Raw genomic sequence first — 18,908 nt, forward strand, 5'->3', positions numbered from 1 at the left:
CGTGAATAACTATCGATATCGGGGCATTACCCAGTCGGGTAAAAGGGTTCAAGGAGAAATACAAGCTTCTAACGAGCAAGATCTTGAACAGCGTTTACGCTCTATCAATATTGATTTGTTGTCTTTTAAGATGAAATCCTCACAAGGGTTTGGAAGATTGAAGCGGAGCAAGGTTACACGAAGAGATATTATCGTGATTACTGGTCAGCTTCGCCAGCTTCTAAAAGCGGGGGTGCCATTGATGGATATTTTAGATGACTTGCGTCGGACTTATGAAAATGATGCTGTGTGTGAAATCTTGTCATCTATTTATAAGTTCATGGAAGGTGGTGAGAGCTTTTCTTTGGCTCTAAAAAATTACGAAGCCGTTTTTGGAAAAGTCTATATCTCGTTAGTGGCAGTGGGCGAAAAAACAGGTCAATTAGATCGGGTGTTGGAAAATTTGGAACAGACCATGAAATGGGAAGAGTCGTTAGCGTCCAAAGCGAAGAAAGTCATGATTTATCCTGCCATTGTCGCCAGTGTTGTGATGGCGGTGGTAGTGCTGTTAATGGTTTTTGTCGTCCCTGAGTTACTTTCGTTTATTAATGAAATGGATGGCACCTTAGGGTTTGCAACGGTTTCTTTGATCGCGACGTCACATTTTATTAGAGAGTATATCGTCGTGATGGGCATATTATTGTTGGCTTCTGTTTATCTTTTAAAGTGGTGGTTAAAAAAGTCGCATGCGTTCCGTGTGAAGTTTGATCATTTTATTTTCAAAATTTATGTGTTTGGCCCCATTTTATTGAAATTGAAGATCGCTCGTTTTGCCAGTACTTTGTCAATTATGTATGGCGCAGGGGTTAATTTTAATGACAGTTTAAAATTGGCTTCAATGGTAACGGGGAATGCTTATTTAGAAGAGCGGATTTCAGAAGCTCGACATTTGATTGAGGAAGGTGAAACAATTTATAAAGCGTTTGATTTGTCTGGTCTGTTACCTCCTTTGGCGGTCAGAATGGTCAAAGTTGGCGAACAAAGCGGAAATATGGATGAAGCACTTCACAACGTCAGTGAATATTACGATACGGAAGCTAAAGATTTGATTGAAAAAATTGAACCCGCTATCGAACCTATTTTAACGGTAGCAATGGCGTTAATGGTTGGCTGGGTCATGATGGCTGTGCTTGGACCTGTTTACGAAACGATTTCGCAGGTGTCTCAGTGAACTATATTTTGTATGTGAAAGAAAAAGAAATTACCGTAATTGAGCAACAGACGTTTTGTAAGCTTGATCACGAGGTGTTGACGCTTGACTGGTCTGATGACTCAGCGGAAAAGTTTTTAAAAAGTCTTTCTAAATACAGTACGGTCACCGTGGTGTTGGATTTTATTGATGAAAATCTGCATTACGAATGGGTGCCCAAATTACTGCCATGGGAAAAGCCAGTCATGGTCGACCGTTTAACGGCCAAAGCGAAATCAGAAGGCAGCTTATTCGTTCATGCTAAATGGTTGCCTGTTTTTCGCACCAACGCTTCAGGGCGGGAGGAACAACAACTTTTAATTGCCAGTGTGTTGCGTTCTCCGGAAGTTGAGCGTTTGTTTGGCTTGTTCGAAACATTGAATGTGACTTTAATTGGTGTCTATTCTTATGCCTTTTTGATGGGCGACTTTTTCTTTGCTAAGGTCGCTCCACGTCTTCACATCAGTCGAAAACAACTTGCTCACCCGTTCTTGCTGGTTATAAGAGAAAGTCACTGTCATTTTCGCCAGATCTTTTTCCATCATGGGGTGTTAAAAATCAGTCGTCACATTGATTTGGAAGACGTCTCAGATGATGAAGCATTAATTGCATCTGCTTTAATTCATGAAACTAAAATTACGGTTAAGTATTTATACAATCAAAAGATATTACCCATTAATGCGGAAGTCGGGTTTGTCTACTTAGCGGTTGAACGTGATAATGAAAACCGTGTTGTTGAGTTGTTCAAACAGACAATTCCCTTTTCTAACTGGCAAAGTGACAACTGGTTTGCTAAAGCGGGCAATTTGAATGAACTCCTACATTTACAAGAGCATTGTCGCAATCAGGGTGCGATGAATGTATTAATGACCTTTTTGTTTAAGGTCAGGCCTGGTAGTTTTTATCATGTCCCTTATGCTGTACGCATTAAACGGTTCTTGGTGCTTCGTAAAGGTATGTACGTTATATGGATAACAGTGGCTTTGTTGGGGAGTTATGGTTTTATACAGCAGGGCATAGATAATTATCTGCTATCTGAAAAAACACAATGGATTGAAACCCAAAGTCACCAGCTACAATTAGAAAAAAGTCAGTTACAGCGCTCGATTGATTTGAAATATAATGCTGAAGATATCAAAGCCATTGTGGAGTTTTCGGAGGCTTTGTTGCATAAGCCATCTGCGATGATTGTTGAAGCTGATTTGGAATTTCTAAGTCAAGTTCTGCAACAGCATTCTCATATTTTGATGACTGACTTGAAGTGGCGAGTTAATCAGCAGTTTGATAGTGATACGCTTTTAGTATCCTTGTCAGGACAAGTAATCCCATTTAATAAAACCTATGAACAACCCGTTAAATGGGTAGATGATTTTGTTTCGAGCTTAGCGAAGTCACCCAAAGTACAATTCATTGACTTGATTCAAGAGCCGTTGGATCGACGAACTCAGAAATCTTTGCAGGTTGATGGCAAGTCAAACAATGACGATCAGGCGCTCCCCTTTGCAATTCGGTTTAATATTCAAAATTCTAGAAAGAATCCAGCTTCCTTAAAGGGAGAACCATGATGAATTCCCGTATTTTTTTTGTGAAACGGTATCTTGTTGTCGCGTTAGTGGCTTTAGGTGTGACACTATTGGTTTTTCTGGGTGGTAATTATGGGCTTTTTTTGCATAAACAACAATTAAAAGCATCGATTGATACTCATAAACAACAGCTTGAATCGGTTACACGTCAAGTACAGTTTTTGAGAGATCAAGTACAGCTTTCACAGATTTATGGCAAGAAATATACTGCGTTGACAAGTTTTGGTGCCATTTACAATTATGGCCGTGTTCTCTGGACAGATGAATTACTTAAAATTCAAAAAAAGTTAGCGCTTAAACCTTTTGTTATTCAGTTCGAACCAAGGCAAACATTATTGCAAAAGCAATTGGATTCGGTTCCTGTAGGGAAAGATATCTTTTATTTTACGCGCTTAAATCTGACCATCGGCATGCATTCAGATTTAGATCTTCTCAGGATATTTGACGAAATTACGGAAAATATTACGCCATTATATTTTATTGAGGGCTGCCATTTAATTGCTCGTCCAAGCTATGTAAAGTCTCCAAAATTTCGAGAGGATACTGCCGGCATTCGGGCTCAGTGCTCGCTGATTTTACTGGAAGCTGAACCAAACGCGTTCAAAAAGGGCTTATAGATGAAAAGATTACAGTGTATTTTTTTTATCGTATTGTGGGGTTTGAGTTATGGGAGTTCTGCCGCAGAGTTGAATCGGTTGTTTTTAACACCAGAGCAGCGCCTCTCAGTTGATTCCGAAAGGCAGGATTTTTTAAAGAAAACAACGGGTTCTGTTTTAAAAACGGAACAAACCAGTGGTAATAAAGCAATTTCAGCACGCGTTAATAAGCCGAATTCACTGCAGAAGCCTTTAAGCGTCTCGGCTATTATTATAACGCCGGATGGAACGCAGTATATTCGGTTGAACAATGATTACCGTAAGCTTCAGTCCACCCAGAAGAACCTAAAAATAGAGCAACTTCCTTTTGAAACACAATTTAAGGTTGATGAGAGACAAATTGTGATTCCGGTTGGGAATACCTATTTGCCCGATTCTAAAAAAATTATTAAAAACTATCAGTATAATCTGCGCAATAAAGCGGGAGAAACTTCCCCAAAAACCGAAAAGTGATTTATTCATTGGCGTTTTTTAAAATGCAGGCATAACAGTTAAAGGCAAACAATTAATGGACTTCATTCAGTTACTTTCTTCTCCTACGACATGGCTAATAACAGCGTTGATCGCGGCTGGTGTGTGGATCATTCGCTTACAGCAAGCACTGAACTTGGCGAATGAAAAACTACCAGGCCTGGCAGCAGTCGAAGCGGATAATCTTTTTTTAAAAGAGGAGAACGAACGTTTGAAATCAGAGATTTCTGACTTTCAGGTCATGAAAGGGGAGTCTAATCAAAGGGCAGAACAGTTAGAGCAGTTGAGAGCATTACAAAAAGAACAACAGGCAACCCACCAAGCATTGCAAACGCGTTATTCTGAAACCCAAGCGGAATTGGCCAGCATGAAAAGCCGTTTGGAAACCGAACGAGAGAGTAACGCTGAAAAACTGGCTTTACTGGACTCTGCCAAGCAAACCTTGACGCAGGAGTTTAAGGTATTATCGAATGAGATTCTGGAACAGAAGCAAAAGCAGATGGGGCAGCAGAGTAAAGAAACCATCAGTGGATTGGTGCAACCGATTCAAACCTCTTTGGATCAATTCAAACAGCGCATTGAAGCGGTGCACAAAGAAGATCTAGAAGGGCGAGCTTCTTTGACGGAACAGCTTAAACATTTAAAAGAGCTGAATCAGACCATGAGTCTGGAGGCGCAGAACTTGACTAAGGCGTTAAAGGGGGACCAAAAAATTCAGGGGAATTGGGGGGAGTTTATTCTTCGTAAACTTCTTGAGTCAACCGGGTTACGCGAGGGCATTGAATTTGAAACTGAGAAAAGCTTTAACCAAGAAGACGGTAAGCGGCTACGCCCTGATGTTATCATTAACTTACCGGATAGTAAGCACGTCATTATCGATTCAAAAGTGTCATTGGTTAGTTATGAAGCGGCGTTAAATAGTGAAACTGAGAGTGAAAAAACACAGCACGTTAAAAGTCATATTCAAAGTATCAGTAAACATATTCAGGCGTTATCGGAAAAACGCTACGACCACCTTGAGTTATTAAATGCACCGGATTTTGTGTTGATGTTTATCCCGATTGAAGGGGCGTATTTGATGGCGATCGAGCAGAATCCGGCTATTTTTGAAAATGCCTTTGATAAAAAGGTCGCGGTGGTGACACCGACGACTTTATTTACAACGCTGAAGACCATCGAACAGCTTTGGCGATATGAGCGCCAATCAGAGCATACCGTTAAGCTCATTAAGCGAGCGGCAGAAGTACACGATAAGTTTGTCGGCTTTGTTGATACATTTGAAAAGATCGGTAAGCAGCTTGGTACAGCGCAAGGCTCTTATGAACAGGCACGTAGGCAGATGTTACAAGGGAATGGTAACCTGGTGCGTCAAGCTGAAATGCTGAAAGAGTTAGCCGGCAAAACCAAAAAAGAAATCCCTCAACATATTTTAGATGAAGCAGAAGGCGAAAGGCTTTTGCATAACGAATCAGATTCGTAACTTTTTTCTTTTAGAAAAGGCATTCTTTTCTAGCAAAGTTCAAGTGAACTAAATGTCTGAAAAGATTGATAACTTTTCTAAAGTTGTATATAATCCCGCCTTTCCAGTTTCTAGAATAGATTTTTAGAGTCAAAACAAGGTGTTTTCACCTTAGTAGAAGAATTTGTTAACGGGAATTCCCGTTATCGCCGATCAAGATAGGAGATTTAAAATGGTCGTTATTCGTTTAGCCCGTGGTGGCGCAAAAAAGAACCCTTATTACAGAGTAATGGTGGCAGATCAACGTAAAGGCACTAATGGGCGTTTTATCGAGCAAGTTGGTTTTTATAACCCGACTGCACGTGGCCAAGAAGAGCCTCTTCGTCTTGATATGGCGCTTATTGAACACTGGGTGGGCAAAGGCGCTCAATTAAGCCCTCGTGTTGCAAAACTTGTTAAAGACGCTTCTAAGTAATTGGGCGTTAGACTGAGTTTATGATGTCTTCAAAGCAAGACGAGAAAATCATCCTCGGTCAAATTAATGGTATTTATGGCGTTAACGGTTGGGTGAAAATTTTCTCTCATACTGACCCTCGTCAAAATATTTTGAGTTATTCTCCTTGGCTCGTTAAAGTCAAGAATGAATGGCGTACCTTTCAAGTAGAAGAAGGTCGTTCTCAGCAAGGTGGCAAAAGTGTTGTCGCCAAGCTGGAAGGGATTAATGATCGAGATGTTGCACGCGACTATATTGGGTGTGACATTGCGATTCTTCCGGAGCAGTTACCTGAGACGGAAGAAGGCTTTTACTGGATGCAATTGATTGGCTGTCATGTGACCAATTTAGAGGGTGAAGACCTGGGTCAAGTGACAGAAATCGTTGAAACGGGTGCGCATGATGTCCTTAGAGTAGAGAAACAATCTGATAGAGGATTGATTTCTACTTTGGTTCCTTTTGTGATGGATACTTTTATTTTAGAAGTGGATGTTGAGTCCAAACAAATAAAAGTTGACTGGCAATTGGAAGATGCAACGGAATCCTGAAGTTTTTACTGATGCGCTTTGATGTGATTACGCTGTTTCCCGAAATGTTTTCGGCTTTAATCGAGTCGGGCGTTTCACGGAGAGCTTTTCAAGACGCGCTTTATCAGTTTAAAGCCTGGAATCCAAGAGCTTATACGACGGATCGTCATAAGACGGTGGATGATCGACCTTATGGGGGCGGTCCGGGGATGCTGATGATGTACCCCCCGTTAAAGAAAACGGTTGATGCGATTACCGAGGAGGTGGGAGAAAAACCCTACGTGGTTTATCTTTCTCCTCAAGGACAGCCGTTGACTCAGCAGAAGTTATCAGAGTTGCAGTCTCATGCTAATTTAACCTTAGTGTGTGGTCGTTACGAAGGCATTGACGAACGTTTTATTGAAACGGTGGTTGATGAAGAAATCTGCGTTGGAGACTTTATTGTGAGTGGGGGAGAGTTACCCGCCATGATGTTAATGGACGGGGTGATTCGATTGATCCCAGGTGTATTAGGTCATAACCAGTCAGCGGAGCAAGATTCTTTTTCTGATGGCTTGTTGGATTGCCCTCACTATACTCGACCGGTTGAGGTTGATGGTATGGGGGTTCCAGATGTGTTGCAAGAAGGGCATCATGCCAAAATAGAACAATGGCGCCATGAACAAAAACTTCTCAGGACGAAGCAAAAGCGTCCTGATTTATATACCGCTTATCTGGCAACGCATACTGCGAAGCAGGATAAATAGGTTTACAATTCGGATTCAACCTCTGGCAGCCTGGTCTGTGAATTGTTGGATAAAATTCATTTCAGCAAATATAAGCTGATTTATTTTGGAGTGCTTAGAGATGAGCGATATCATCAAGCGTATTGAAGCAGAACAGATGACAAAAGAGTTACCTGAGTTTGGTCCAGGGGATACTGTTGTTGTTCAAGTAAAAGTAAAAGAAGGTACAAACGAGCGTTTACAGGCTTATGAAGGTGTTGTAATTGCTAAGAAGAACCGTGGCCTAAACTCTTCTTTTATTGTTCGTAAGATTTCTCATGGGGTAGGCGTTGAGCGTACTTTCCAAACTTACAGTCCACTTGTTGACTCTGTAGAAGTTAAACGTCGTGGTGACGTGCGTCGTGCGAAGTTGTACTATCTTCGTGACCTATCTGGTAAGGCAGCACGTATCAAAGAAAAAGTTAAATAAGTTTTATAACTTTTCTGGAAAGGCACTCAATCGAGTGCCTTTTTTGTTTCTGCCTCTCTAAAATCCTTTCCCGCCTTTTTCGTATTATGCTATCTTTATAGCATGCTAAACCAACTGACACCTGAGATTACCGATTTTATCCAATACTTAAGACTGAATGAGGGGTTGAGTGAGAATACCTTACAGGCTTATCAGCGAGATCTTAAAAAGGTTCAGCTTACGCTGGGCGAAACCGATTTAAGTCAAGCCTCTCGAGAACAGCTCGAAGATTATCTTTTTCAGTTACATGTCGATCAGGTGAATCCAAGTTCTATTGCTCGGTGTTTGTCTGCATTAAAACGTTTCTATTTGTTTTTGATTTTTCATAACCGAATTCAATTGGATCCTGCCGCACAAATTAAAGCGCCCCAACTGATTAAAAAAATACCCTCCGTTATTTCCGAATCCCAAGTGGAAGCTTTATTAAATGCCCCTGACTTAACCACGCCTTTAGGGATAAGAGATAAGGCGATTCTGGAGTTAATGTACGCATCCGGCCTCCGCGTGTCTGAACTTGTTAATTTGCCGTATGAGCAGCTCAATTTATCAGCTGGGTTGGTTCAGGTAACCGGAAAAGGCAATAAAGAACGTATTGTTCCTATTGGTCAAATGGCAATTGAAGCGATTGAAGCTTATTTAAAATCAGCTAGGCCTGCTTTGGTTGGAAAACAAAAATGGGTTCCGACGTTATTTGTTTCTAGAATAGGGCGAACGATGACACGACAAACGCTTTGGCATCGTATCAAAAACCTGGCGCTTATCGCGGATATTCGCAGTCAGTTATCTCCGCATGGATTACGACATGCATTTGCAACGCACTTAATCAATCATGGTGCTGATCTGAGAACCGTTCAATTATTATTAGGTCATTCAGATCTTTCCACAACACAAATTTATACTCATGTTGCCAAAGAGCGCTTGCAAAGTATTCACCATCAGCATCATCCACGCGGTTAAAGTCAATCTGTTGTCATGATCTTAATATTATTTTGGGTATAATCTTTGCCAGATACATTTTAATGGTAAGGAATGAACGATGAACCCGATTTCAATAGGTAAACAACTAAGCCTAAGCATGATAATTTTAGCCGCGTTCAGTCAGGTGAATGCAGATGAGGAAACGATTCAAAAAAAATTGAACCAATTAATCCCCAATGCGCTGGCGGCTAATATCAAAGAAAGTGTCATCCCTAATTTGTATGAAGTGTCATTGGGTGCCAAAATCATTTACATGAGTGGGGATGGGCAATACATTGTGAATGGCAATATTGTTAATCTCGATACACGAGAGAATCTGACTGAAAAAGCCTTAAGTAAAGTGCGTAAAACAGCATTGGACAAGCTGTCTGCCAACAGTATGATTGTGTATTCTGCTAAAGGGTCGAAAAAGCGCACCATTACCGTTTTTTCAGATATTGATTGTCCTTATTGTCGGAAGCTGCATAAAGAGATTCCTGCTTTGAATCAGGCGGGTATTGAGGTGCGTTATATGGCTTATCCTCGGGCGGGGGTTGGCTCGGATGCTTATAAAAAGGCTGTTTCTGTTTGGTGTGCTGAAGATTCTGCCAAGGCGATGGATGATGCCATGACAAAGGGGCAGGTGGTTTCAAAAACCTGTCAGAATCCTGTCCAGAAACATATGAAACAAGCTGAAATGTTTGGTGTAACAGGGACGCCGAACATTGTGTTCGATTCAGGCAAAATGATTCCAGGCTATGCGCCTGCTAAAGAACTGATTAAGTTATTGGTGCACTAGCCATCTTAGAAAATGATTTAAAAAATTAAAAACGGCGAAGCAATCGAATATGTTTGCTTCGCGTAGAGTTTACTCGTTGATTGTTTCAACCGGTGGTTCTTCAGAGCGGTAGCTATAAGGTTGCGGTCTTTTAGCTAATTCTTGAGTGACATTTTCAAGCCCTTGAACTTTTTTCTGAATATGGTCTTGCTGGGTTTTTAATTCACGAACTTGTGTACTTAAATGCTTTAAGCTCGCATCAATTTTGTTGAGCGCCTTAGGAGTCTTATCTGGCGCAGTAGCCTTAGCAGGTTTTTGAGCGCTCAATGTTTTTTGAATTTCTTTTAACAGTTTGCGCTGAGTGCTAACAGCCCAAGCGATTCCATTCAGTTTTTTTACTTGCTCATCGGTCAAACCTGAAGAGACAACCGTGGTTGTCGGCATGGCTTGTTTTTTGGAGGCTTGGTGTAAGGCGGTTGCCTGAATTTTTTCTTGGGCGTTAAGGATTTGATCCAACAACCCTTGAATGTGTTTCAGTTGTTTTTCACGCGAGCCTGAAAGTTGATGCATTTCGTTTTTTAACTCTGTAAAGTCTGGACGGATGGTTTTAGCGTCCATTGCCGAAGCTTGGTTTTCTTTTGAGTTGGCAGTCGGTTCAGCTGATTTTTCGGGCTGATTTTTCGGTTTAGCTTCTGGTTCAGGTAATGAAGGGCGTTTTTCTCCTCTCGCAGGCATTCTGTCTTGTGCAGGCGTTGAACGGCTTAATCTTTGAATATCTGCAGCAAGCGCTTCAATTAAAGACGATAATTGATCTATCTTGAGGTTTAAGTTTTTATTAAATAAAGTGTTTTCAGTATTGATGATATCGAAAACATCTCCTTTTAAAGTTTCATTTTTTTTATTCAAGCTATTTAATAGCCAACCCATGATTCCAACGGAAATGACACTAAAGACAATAGAGACAGTCATCATGGTGGTGACGGCATTTCTTGCCGATTTTAGATCATTCGATGCCGTCCGAAGCGATTGACGCCAAGCAATATTTGAATCCGATAACTCCATCACTTGAGCTTTCTGTTCGTGCGATAGTTTGATAGCGGCATCCGCAGCATTCTGACTTTGTTCCGCAGCAAGCTGTGCGGTTTTTGCCGCTTCTAATGAAAGTGCTGCGGAATCTAAACTGTCGGCATTCCCTGATTCTTCAAGCTTTTTATTATTATCAGATGCTGTTTTAACCTCTTTTTGCATATCTGCAGAAGCGTCCTCCAGTTGTGATAATTCATCTAATAAATCGTCAGCAGTGTCACTCATAGTGTTTCGCCTTTATTTCTTTGCCAGTGAGTCAATTCGACTTTTTAGGGTGTTGTTGATATCTCTTAATTCTTTATTTCGCTGACGAATATCGCTCAAAATTGAAATCAATTCATCATTGGAAATCGGCGTAGAGAGCTCGCCAAGTTCAATCTCATAGCCCGCTTGCTTCGCCGCTTCAAAAGCTCGTTCAGTGGCTGCAAAAGTCGCTTCTATTGCTTTCTGAGTTTTATCGGCCGAGGCTTGTGCTTTTTTAGTGACTTTTACCGCTAAGCGTGTCGCTTCTTGTGCTGTATTACTCACTTCAGAGCCGATTTGTTTGATTTCATCATCAATAGAAATCGCTTCTTCCATGTTTTCAATTGATTCAGCCGTTTGTTCAATTAATGGCGTTGCGTCAGTCGTCGCTTCACTCAGATCTTCTGTTGTCGTCTGAGGTTCAGCAGTCTCTTCAGGCGAAGCTGTCTCAAGCTCTTCTGGCATGTCGGTTTCGTCAGAAAGGTTGGTTGCTTCCATATCGTCTTCAGCACCATTCTCAGTCTCCATGTCGTTGAAGCCATTCATGCCTTCAGCGACCTGTTCAGAAATATCTTCTTCAGGCAATGCCAGTTCAGCTTCTTGTTCTAAAAGAGGCTCTTCTTCTATTTCAGCAGTATCTTCATCTTCAGGGGGTTCTGAAGAGGTAGCAGGTTCATCGTTAAAGTCAGTTTCCGAAGTATCCATGTCATCGGCTAAATCATCTGCATCCTCAACGGCTTGTTCGGTGTCAGATTGTTCTGAAGGAATGTTGTCGGTTTCTTCTAAATCAGTTCCGAGTGCTTCATCCAACTCAGTTTCAATCGTTCCGGAATCTTCAATTTCTGTAAGGTTGTCAGTCACGTTATCATTTTCTTCTATCGGCATCTCATTCGCCTCATCTGTCGTTTCTTCCTCAATCTGACTGCTTTCAGCTTGGTCTAGAGCATCCAAGAGATCATCCGCCTCATCTTTTGAAGCAGTGTCTTCTGAAACTGGATCAGGCTCGCTCATCATCTGTAGCATTTCCTGAGTTGCTAAATCATCTTTATCAGCGTCAATCGTCATGATTCAATCCCTTTGAATACTTAATTCAATGTTTATTAGCGCATAATGATTATGAGTGTAAGGTCGCACCAATCATTAGACTTTTATTGTACGTCCTTAAGCAGAAAATGTGCCAGATAAAAAATTATCGAGTGTAATGGGATGTTCAAAAAGCATTATCTTTTCAGTTGATGGATGGGTTATTTTCAAGCTGGCAGCATTGAGTAGTAACCGCTTGGAGGCAACATAGCTTTTCTTGTCTGCATAAAGGTTATCTCCTAAGATAGGGTGACCAAGCATCTTCATGTGTAGTCTTAACTGATGTGAGCGCCCAGTAATAGGAGTAAGGTTAACTTCAAAAGCATCACGATACTGTGCGATGACTTCCCAGAGTGTTGAGGCATACTTCCCTTGTTTAAAATCAATCATCTGTAATGGTCGGTTTTCCCAATCACAGCGCATGGGCAAGTTAAGGTGTCCTTTCAAACTAGAGGGCTTACCAAAACAGATAGCCTGATATGTTTTCTCGGTCAAACGATCTTGAAATTGAATGCTCAAATGCCGGTGGCTGGCTTTGTTTTTTGCCAAGATCATGATGCCGGAGGTGTCCATGTCTAATCGATGCACAATGAGAGCTGAAGGAGCATGCTTTTGGGCTTGAGCTAATAAGTTTATTTCCGGGTCAAGGTCTTTTCCTGGAACAGAAAGAAGTCCTGCCGGTTTGTTTACAACAAGGATGTCATTGTCTTCATAAAGTATCCAGTCAGCTTGAAAGGGCATGGCCTTTAATTTGGGTTTCGGTTTTAGCATAGAAGAATCGTTTTTGGTTCACTGGCGTGCATACGTTAAAATAAAGACTTATTGTAAAAGAGAAGTGAGTATGAGTCATAAAGTTTCAGTTATTTTTGTTTGTCTAGGCAATAAACACGTAATTACGCAACTTATTGATTTTAAATAAAAAATATTTCTTCCCCAAAACTTCCCCAATTCCTCCCCAAATCAGATTAGTGAATTTTGGTGATTCCCATCTCTACGGCTACCCATTCTGAGCCGCGTGCATCGGTATAAATTTCGGTGGATTTTGCTGACTTATGACCGAGCACTTTTTGTTCTGAGATATTACCTTGTGCTTTGTATAGTCTTGCAGAAAGTGAACGAAGTTCATGGAAGGTCGGCAAGTTTTGCCCATCGACTACTTCACGGACTAGCCAGGTGAATCGTTTACTAATAGTCTGTTCATGACAGCTTGTCCCTTTTTTGGCAAGACCTTCATTTTTGGTATGGTGGACAAGGTGTTTGCTGATGACATTATCACGGCATTTGTTGATGATGTCTCCAAGCGTCATATTTAAAGCATCAAGCTTGATGTCTTTGTGGTATTTGTATCGTTTTTCTGGCGCGCCTTGTCGGTTCTTTTTCTGGATGACATAAAGGTATTCGCCATCGAAGTCTTTGAATTGCATCTTGGCAATATCGCTTACACGTTGTCCTGTGATTAGTGCGATAAGAATTGCATTTTCAAGCCAAGTCTCTTTGTTTATTTCCAGCACTTTAAGCACTTGATTAAGGTTAAAGCGTTGGCGTTTTACCGGAACATTTGGTGCTCTGGTTTTTTCAGCCGGGTTATCTTCAACAATTCCTTGGTGAATTGCTTCTTTGAATGCATCTTTTAGCGTTGATCTGATGGCGCTGGCCGTTCTTCTTTTGTCTTGATCGATGTAGTGGTTAATGATATCAGCTACGTCTTTGACTCGAACTTCATTCAGTGGTGTGTTGCCAATGAATGAGTAGCAGGCCTCATATTGGCTTTTGCGTGTTTTGATGGTGTTTGGTTTTAGCTTTCTATCATTCATGGAGTCAAAATAGATTTGCCAGAAATCACGAAATAGAATGCATGCAGGTTTTTTCAGCTTTTCAATTCTGCTTTTTTGGATGGCATCGTAGATGTTGTGGTTAAGGGCCACAGCATCGTTTACCGCTTGGTTTTTGTCTGTACCAAAGCTGTAGAATTTGCCATCAAGAGGCGACTTGTATTGATAGTAGGTCTTTCCGTTACGCTTGTCTTTTTTAGCGTAGAGGTTTGGTGGTAGACCTAAGCTGATCTCTCTTGGTTTTGGTGACATTGTAAAACCCTTTTTGCTGCATCGGATAGTCCTGCAACTGATACCGATGGTTGAATGTATTCTGCTTCTGAGTCAACATACCATGTATTGCCGACTTTTATTGGCTCTGGATAAATTGATGAACTTTTAATCCAATTCCTAAGTATATGCTGTTTAGGTGGTGGGTCGAAGTTTTTTGATGCCCAGGCATTTAGTGTGATATTCACGTTTCACCTCCATTTGCTTGGTTGAAAAATTCTTCTGGTGACATTGGTTCGGTATCGTATGCACCTGGTGAGTATTTGTATGCTTCGTAATCTTTGACTGATTTTGCTTGTAGTTCAGCTAAAGCTTGTTGCGGGGTTTTCCCGCCTGTTTTATTGTAGGTTCTGACTGCCGATACTAAAAAATCAGAAATAATGCTACCTATAGGCAGCGCTCCAACAGCAAGAGAACAACTGCGCGATAAGTTTTCGCAGTTAACATACAACTCGTCACGATCTGAAATCAAGTCAAGAATGTTGAGAACTAACTGGTCTGGTTCAGATTGACTAATTGATTCTGAAGCTTTCTTTTCATCGAAAGTGAAATTGCTTACTTCCCTGATTCTTACGAGAAGTGATTCAAAAGAAAATACTTCTTCCTCTAGCTCAACAAAGCGCGATTGAACTTCTTTTATTAACAGGTCGGCTTCAATTTTGTTTGGACATAAGACTAAATTTTGAAGCAGTTCATGAAGTGGTTTTTGGTTCATAGTGCCTCCTTAAAAAGTGATTGTTGTCCTTGTTGTTCTGCAGTTTTTGGATTCATCCAAAGGCACTCGATACGAGTTTCTGTTCCTCTATTTGAAGAAATTCTTGATGATTTTTGTCTCTTTTTCCATCCATTATTAAGTAGCCGGTCGTAAATCTCATGGTCATAACCTGAGATAATTACAAATCCTTTCAACTGCAGGATAAGATCAATAAGCTGATCATGCTGATCATCGGTCATTTCTTCTCGATAATATCCATATGCTCTAGCCGTCCTTGTATCTAAAACATAAGGTGGATCTAGATAAAAAAGAGTTTGTTCTGTGTCATATTTCTCTATTAAATCCAGTGCATTTTTGTTTTCAACTTGAACGCTGGCCAGACGATTGGTGAACATATCAAGCTTGCCTGGTAGTTCAGTCCATAGATGAGTAGGATTTTTATAATTTCTAAAAATATCTGTTCTAAATCCACTTTTTCCTTTAGTAGCGCTTGCTGATCCAAATCCTGCATAGGCTCTAAATAAAGTTCTACGTGCTTTTTCAATAGGACAATCTGTTTTCTCGTATGCAAGCTCAAATTCATCTCTAGAGAATGGTGTTAGTTCACATAGGCGTATAAGCTCTTTTGTCTGCGATCGATCGCGCAGAACTTTAAATAGATTGAATATGTCTTGATCAAGGTCGTTATATACTTCTCCGTATGATCGTTCTTTTTGCATGAGAACGGCAGCGCTACCACCAAAAGCTTCAACGTAGTATTTATGCTTTGGGAAGAACTGAATTACCCATGGCGCTAAACGCCACTTAGCACCGTGGTAACGCATGATTGGTGATGTGACTTTACTCATGTCTTTTCCTTGTTAAATAGTCTTCTAATCGCATAGCTTCGCAAGTAGCTTGCAATGAAGAAAATACCAGTTGAAATAGTGGCAACTTGTTCTTGTGGCAAGAAGTCAAAGAGTGGAAACAGAAAGTACACAATGCACCATCCGATGATGATGCCTACAACCTGATTTGCCGAGACTTCAATATGGGTTTGTTTTTTTGTTTGGCTCATTGTGTATCTCCAACAAATTCCATAAAGGAAATGAGTTCACCAATATTTATGAAGTCCAAATATACTGGGTAGGATGCACCTTTATTAGCAATCAGATGAACTGGTCTTGTCATGCTTCCATCATCAGGTAGAGTATAAATTGATTCATCAACTACCATTTGATCAGCATAGGTTTCAATACCTGCTGAAAAAATCAGTTTGAACTTAGCAGGACTATTAACCTGCTCGATGACCATTCCGTTTTGTAGTGCTAGTATTTGGCTCATATCAAAACTTCTTTCCATGCGCTTTGGCACGGTTTTCTGGTTGGTGGTCTGGTCGAGTCTTGTTGAATTCAAGTTTCTCTATCATGGCACTTTCGATGTCGTAGCCTTGTTGGTCAGATACTTGTATAAGATTTTTAACCAACGATGAATACCACATTTCCTGCTCGCGCAAAGTGCTATCAGAAAACAAAATTAGCATGCGGTTTAGAAATAGGTGCTTGCGGCCTATCGTCCAGTCTTCACTTACTACAGACCACTTCGGATAAAAATCATATTTAAGCCCCAAATATCCTCCTAAATCTAAGGTACGAATCAGCGCATCTGCAAGCTCAACCTCACCCATCTTGCGATGTGGTAATTTGTCATCCATTAGGTCTTTACGCTCGCCCTTTGTTGCTTCTGCGATCTCGGTAGAGATAAGCTGCATTTTGGTGTAGATACATGGTTCACCTTCCCACCATCCAGCAGCAATATTATTGGCGTGAATTTCTTGCGCCCATTCGTTTAAATCTCTCATTGTGATTCCTTAAATAGTTGCCCAGTTTTGATTTTCAACGCTTGCTGAAACTACCAACGGCTGTACCCATATCGGCATTGCACTCAGCATGAATGTTTCGCCGGCTTCTGCGAGTAGGATTGTTTGCCCCATTACGGATGCAATGGCTGCTGCGGTTGGTGCCGGTACTGCATTGCCAATACGTTCACGCCATGCAGAGTCTGATCCGCCGAATAGGTGCAGAAATTCTTCCGGGTCAACCAGACCTTGAAGCGCAGCTAGTTCTAGCGTGGTAAATGGGCGGTGCCAAGTGTTATCTAGCGATTGGATAATGAATGCACCTTTATCTTTTTCGCTTGGTAGGTTGAAGTTTTCAGCATCTTGGATGCGTGGGTCGGCAACGGACCAAGGGCCGCGATCAAGTTTTGCTTTGCCAGGTACTGCATAGGAGTGTGAATCCCATGGTCGTACACCATAATGACCAGCGGTTTGGTAATGTTCACGATTTCCATCTTTTCCAAGTCCTGGTCGTGGATCTGCGACAGCAAATGCTCCTTGTCCGGTAGTGCTTCCAGAAATAACAGTTTTGGCATGCTTGTCAAAATCTGTTACTGAGTATTTGCCTCCAAACTTTCCACCTCTAGGGTCAGCAACAGACGTGGCAGTGCCGGCAACATGCTTGGCACCTGTTACGGTGTGAGCCTGTCCATTGAAGTCAACAACGCGATAGAATCCGTTGTGACGGTTTTTGTTGGTATCTGGCATTCTTGGGTCTGCAATCGTCAATCCGCCTGCAGTTGGTCCAGTACCGGATGTTACGGTCGGTGAATGTCCATCCATCTGCACAACTTTGAATACGTTTTTATGGCGTTCGCCATTAATGCGTGGATCTGCTATGGCATAGCGTCCACCGCCAACTGCAGATTGCCCGCTGACGGCACCGCTGGTTTCATCAAAGTTTCTGACGCCAAGCTGACCGTATTTATGGGTTCCGGTCCATCGTGGATCAGCAACTGAATAGGCGCCATTGCTTGGTGTTGAGCGCCCAGCAACTGTTCCTGTTGGTTCTTCCCACTTTTTAACGCCATATACGGAGTTGTGATATTGCTCGTTCGGCATGATGCCAAAGTCGGTTAAAAACCCATTCTGTACGTTTAGGTTTTGGAGTGAACGCCAATCCTTACCGGCTTCAACAAATGCAAGGCGCACCCATGTTTTCCATTGTAGGTTTGGAATGCGGTGCATAGGCCCGGCACTTTCATCTCCTGGCATTGGAAGGTTTTCAAGAATGTCACCGACTTTTTTGAGTGATTTGGTTTCCGGCTCATAAAGGAATGGCGGGATTTTTTCTTGATGACGTGCAACCAGAAGGAAGCGCTTGCGACTTTGAGCCAAGCCGCCAATTTCACCACAGTCATGCGTTGTTTCGGCAACGGCATATCCGTGTGATTCAAGAAGTTCAATAATTTCATCTATCAGGTAGCGGCCACGTGTTGCAATGCGTGGTACGTTTTCAAGGATGAAGAACTCAACCGGATCATCTTGCCATGCCTCAAGTGCAAGCTTGATTCCACGGGTGGTAAGTCGGTTTAATGCTTGGTACTTGTCTGTTCCACTCTTGGTTTGTGATAACAGACCAGAAAACCCTTTACATGGTGGGCTGGTGAATACGATATTTGGGCGTTCGTAGCCAGCAGCTCGGCGAATATCTTCCGGTGTTGCTTCTTTCCAATCTTCTGGTGGAAGGTGACCATGCCAATCAAGGTATTGGGGAGCATCGAATAAGTCCATGACAGTGCCTTTTGCACCGGCAAGCTGATTGAAGTCTTGTATTGCTGCAGCATCGGAGTCAATGCCACCAATACAGCGAAATTCTGCTTCAATCTGACCGACTTTTGCTTGGCCCATGTTGAAACCTTTTGCGCCACCACCCAATCCGCAAAATAAGTGAAAGTGATTTATTGTTCTTTTATACATTGGTTTTCCTTTCAAAATTTATGCATGCATCATCATTGGTTATTTGAAATGCTTTTGTTTCTCTGCCTGCAGCGACGAATGAAAGGCATGAGAGTGCGATAGTGGACGCATAGTGCTGCCTTTTTCTTTCAGATGGTAGGCTTAAGATTGATTTTTTAAGTACATTGGCCGTTTGTTTATATTCATCTTGGTCTAGCTCAATAAGTTCAATGAACTTGTCGATTGAGTGGTAAGTCATGCTTGCAAAGGCGGTGATGTAGAAAACATTCCAGAATAATCCTCTGTCATCAAATCCATAGATGATTGCGGCAAGCATTGCAAATAGACCTGATAGCCCGGTCATGACTCTGAATGTTTTATCTTCAAAATTCAGGGCAATAAATGGCACTATTAAGGCTGCGAATAAAAGTGGCCCTATTACTTCGATATGCTCTGTCACTGTGTTGCTCCTTTCATAAAATCAGTTATTGCGAATATGGCAATTAGCCAGGCGATAAA

At 41.6% G+C, this 18,908-nt stretch carries 23 protein-coding genes; 11 read left to right on the forward strand and 12 right to left on the reverse strand.

Annotation, left to right across the window (positions count from 1 at the left end):
• Window position 1 precedes the first annotated feature (1 nt).
• The 11 genes from P8629_RS02565 to P8629_RS02615 all read left to right on the forward strand — a co-directional run bounded on the left by P8629_RS02565 (window position 2) and on the right by P8629_RS02615 (window position 9,406).
• Entirely contained in the window at window positions 2–1,210 is a 1,209-nt protein-coding gene (locus P8629_RS02565) for a type II secretion system F family protein (protein ID WP_278164168.1), read from the forward strand.
• Window positions 1,207–2,793, forward strand: coding sequence for a hypothetical protein (locus P8629_RS02570; RefSeq protein ID WP_278164170.1), 1,587 nt, complete (start codon window positions 1,207–1,209; stop codon window positions 2,791–2,793). Before P8629_RS02565 ends, P8629_RS02570 begins: the two co-directional genes overlap by 4 nt.
• Window positions 2,790–3,428, forward strand: coding sequence for a hypothetical protein (locus P8629_RS02575; protein WP_278164172.1), 639 nt, complete (start codon window positions 2,790–2,792; stop codon window positions 3,426–3,428). Before P8629_RS02570 ends, P8629_RS02575 begins: the two co-directional genes overlap by 4 nt.
• A complete protein-coding gene (locus tag P8629_RS02580; RefSeq protein ID WP_278164174.1) occupies window positions 3,429–3,920 on the forward strand; it encodes a hypothetical protein in 492 nt (163 codons plus the stop codon).
• A gap of 55 nt (window positions 3,921–3,975) precedes the next feature.
• A complete protein-coding gene (gene rmuC / locus P8629_RS02585; RefSeq protein WP_278164175.1) occupies window positions 3,976–5,418 on the forward strand; it encodes a DNA recombination protein RmuC in 1,443 nt (480 codons plus the stop codon).
• A 211-nt stretch (window positions 5,419–5,629) separates the two neighbouring features.
• Window positions 5,630–5,872: a 30S ribosomal protein S16 gene (gene rpsP, locus P8629_RS02590; RefSeq protein WP_278164177.1), complete on the forward strand. Its 243-nt coding sequence runs from the start codon at window positions 5,630–5,632 to the stop codon at window positions 5,870–5,872.
• Between the two features lie 20 nt (window positions 5,873–5,892).
• Window positions 5,893–6,438, forward strand: coding sequence for a ribosome maturation factor RimM (rimM, locus tag P8629_RS02595; protein WP_278164179.1), 546 nt, complete (start codon window positions 5,893–5,895; stop codon window positions 6,436–6,438).
• An 11-nt stretch (window positions 6,439–6,449) separates the two neighbouring features.
• A complete protein-coding gene (gene trmD, locus P8629_RS02600; protein WP_278164181.1) occupies window positions 6,450–7,163 on the forward strand; it encodes a tRNA (guanosine(37)-N1)-methyltransferase TrmD in 714 nt (237 codons plus the stop codon).
• A gap of 100 nt (window positions 7,164–7,263) precedes the next feature.
• Window positions 7,264–7,611, forward strand: coding sequence for a 50S ribosomal protein L19 (gene rplS / locus P8629_RS02605; protein WP_278164183.1), 348 nt, complete (start codon window positions 7,264–7,266; stop codon window positions 7,609–7,611).
• A gap of 102 nt (window positions 7,612–7,713) precedes the next feature.
• Window positions 7,714–8,607 carry a site-specific tyrosine recombinase XerD gene (gene xerD / locus P8629_RS02610; protein WP_278164184.1) on the forward strand — a complete coding sequence of 298 codons (894 nt, stop codon included), beginning with the start codon at window positions 7,714–7,716 and terminating at the stop codon, window positions 8,605–8,607.
• 79 nt (window positions 8,608–8,686) lie between these two features.
• Window positions 8,687–9,406 carry a DsbC family protein gene (locus tag P8629_RS02615; protein ID WP_278164186.1) on the forward strand — a complete coding sequence of 240 codons (720 nt, stop codon included), beginning with the start codon at window positions 8,687–8,689 and terminating at the stop codon, window positions 9,404–9,406.
• A 69-nt stretch (window positions 9,407–9,475) separates the two neighbouring features.
• On the opposite strand, the gene P8629_RS02620 is transcribed toward P8629_RS02615, so the two are convergent.
• The 12 genes from P8629_RS02620 to P8629_RS02670 form a co-directional block, all read right to left on the reverse strand.
• Window positions 9,476–10,696: a hypothetical protein gene (locus tag P8629_RS02620; RefSeq protein WP_278164187.1), complete on the reverse strand. Its 1,221-nt coding sequence runs from the start codon at window positions 10,694–10,696 to the stop codon at window positions 9,476–9,478.
• Window positions 10,697–10,708: 12 nt separating this feature from the next.
• Complete coding sequence (locus P8629_RS02625) at window positions 10,709–11,779, reverse strand: hypothetical protein (protein ID WP_278164189.1); 1,071 nt, start codon at window positions 11,777–11,779, stop codon at window positions 10,709–10,711.
• Window positions 11,780–11,875: 96 nt separating this feature from the next.
• Window positions 11,876–12,568, reverse strand: a complete 693-nt coding sequence (locus tag P8629_RS02630; protein ID WP_278164191.1) for an RluA family pseudouridine synthase — start codon at window positions 12,566–12,568, stop codon at window positions 11,876–11,878.
• 194 nt (window positions 12,569–12,762) lie between these two features.
• Window positions 12,763–13,881, reverse strand: coding sequence for a phage integrase Arm DNA-binding domain-containing protein (locus P8629_RS02635; protein WP_278164193.1), 1,119 nt, complete (start codon window positions 13,879–13,881; stop codon window positions 12,763–12,765).
• Window positions 13,851–14,087: an excisionase gene (locus P8629_RS12860; RefSeq protein WP_442908688.1), complete on the reverse strand. Its 237-nt coding sequence runs from the start codon at window positions 14,085–14,087 to the stop codon at window positions 13,851–13,853. The genes P8629_RS02635 and P8629_RS12860 overlap by 31 nt, the downstream gene beginning before the upstream one ends.
• Window positions 14,084–14,614 (reverse strand): hypothetical protein, encoded by a 531-nt coding sequence (locus tag P8629_RS02640; RefSeq protein ID WP_278164195.1) that lies wholly within the window; start codon window positions 14,612–14,614, stop codon window positions 14,084–14,086. The genes P8629_RS12860 and P8629_RS02640 overlap by 4 nt, the downstream gene beginning before the upstream one ends.
• The gene (locus P8629_RS02645) at window positions 14,611–15,462 is read right to left on the reverse strand and encodes a DNA adenine methylase (protein WP_278164197.1); all 852 of its coding nucleotides are present in this window, start codon (window positions 15,460–15,462) and stop codon (window positions 14,611–14,613) included. The genes P8629_RS02640 and P8629_RS02645 overlap by 4 nt, the downstream gene beginning before the upstream one ends.
• Entirely contained in the window at window positions 15,459–15,671 is a 213-nt protein-coding gene (locus P8629_RS02650; RefSeq protein WP_278164198.1) for a DUF7220 family protein, read from the reverse strand. The genes P8629_RS02645 and P8629_RS02650 overlap by 4 nt, the downstream gene beginning before the upstream one ends.
• Window positions 15,668–15,937, reverse strand: coding sequence for a hypothetical protein (locus tag P8629_RS02655; protein WP_278164199.1), 270 nt, complete (start codon window positions 15,935–15,937; stop codon window positions 15,668–15,670). The genes P8629_RS02650 and P8629_RS02655 overlap by 4 nt, the downstream gene beginning before the upstream one ends.
• A 1-nt stretch (window position 15,938) precedes the next feature.
• Window positions 15,939–16,454, reverse strand: coding sequence for a hypothetical protein (locus tag P8629_RS02660; RefSeq protein ID WP_278164200.1), 516 nt, complete (start codon window positions 16,452–16,454; stop codon window positions 15,939–15,941).
• Window positions 16,455–16,463: 9 nt separating this feature from the next.
• On the reverse strand, window positions 16,464–18,410 hold the full coding sequence (locus P8629_RS02665) for a DNA cytosine methyltransferase (RefSeq protein ID WP_278164201.1): 1,947 nt from the start codon (window positions 18,408–18,410) through the stop codon (window positions 16,464–16,466).
• Window positions 18,403–18,849: a hypothetical protein gene (locus P8629_RS02670; protein WP_278164202.1), complete on the reverse strand. Its 447-nt coding sequence runs from the start codon at window positions 18,847–18,849 to the stop codon at window positions 18,403–18,405. The genes P8629_RS02665 and P8629_RS02670 overlap by 8 nt, the downstream gene beginning before the upstream one ends.
• Window positions 18,850–18,908: the final 59 nt, after the last annotated feature.

Origin of the sequence: Hydrogenovibrio sp. 3SP14C1 (assembly GCF_029625905.1) — a bacterium.
In the GTDB taxonomy this organism is placed as follows: Bacteria; Pseudomonadota; Gammaproteobacteria; order Thiomicrospirales; family Thiomicrospiraceae; genus Hydrogenovibrio.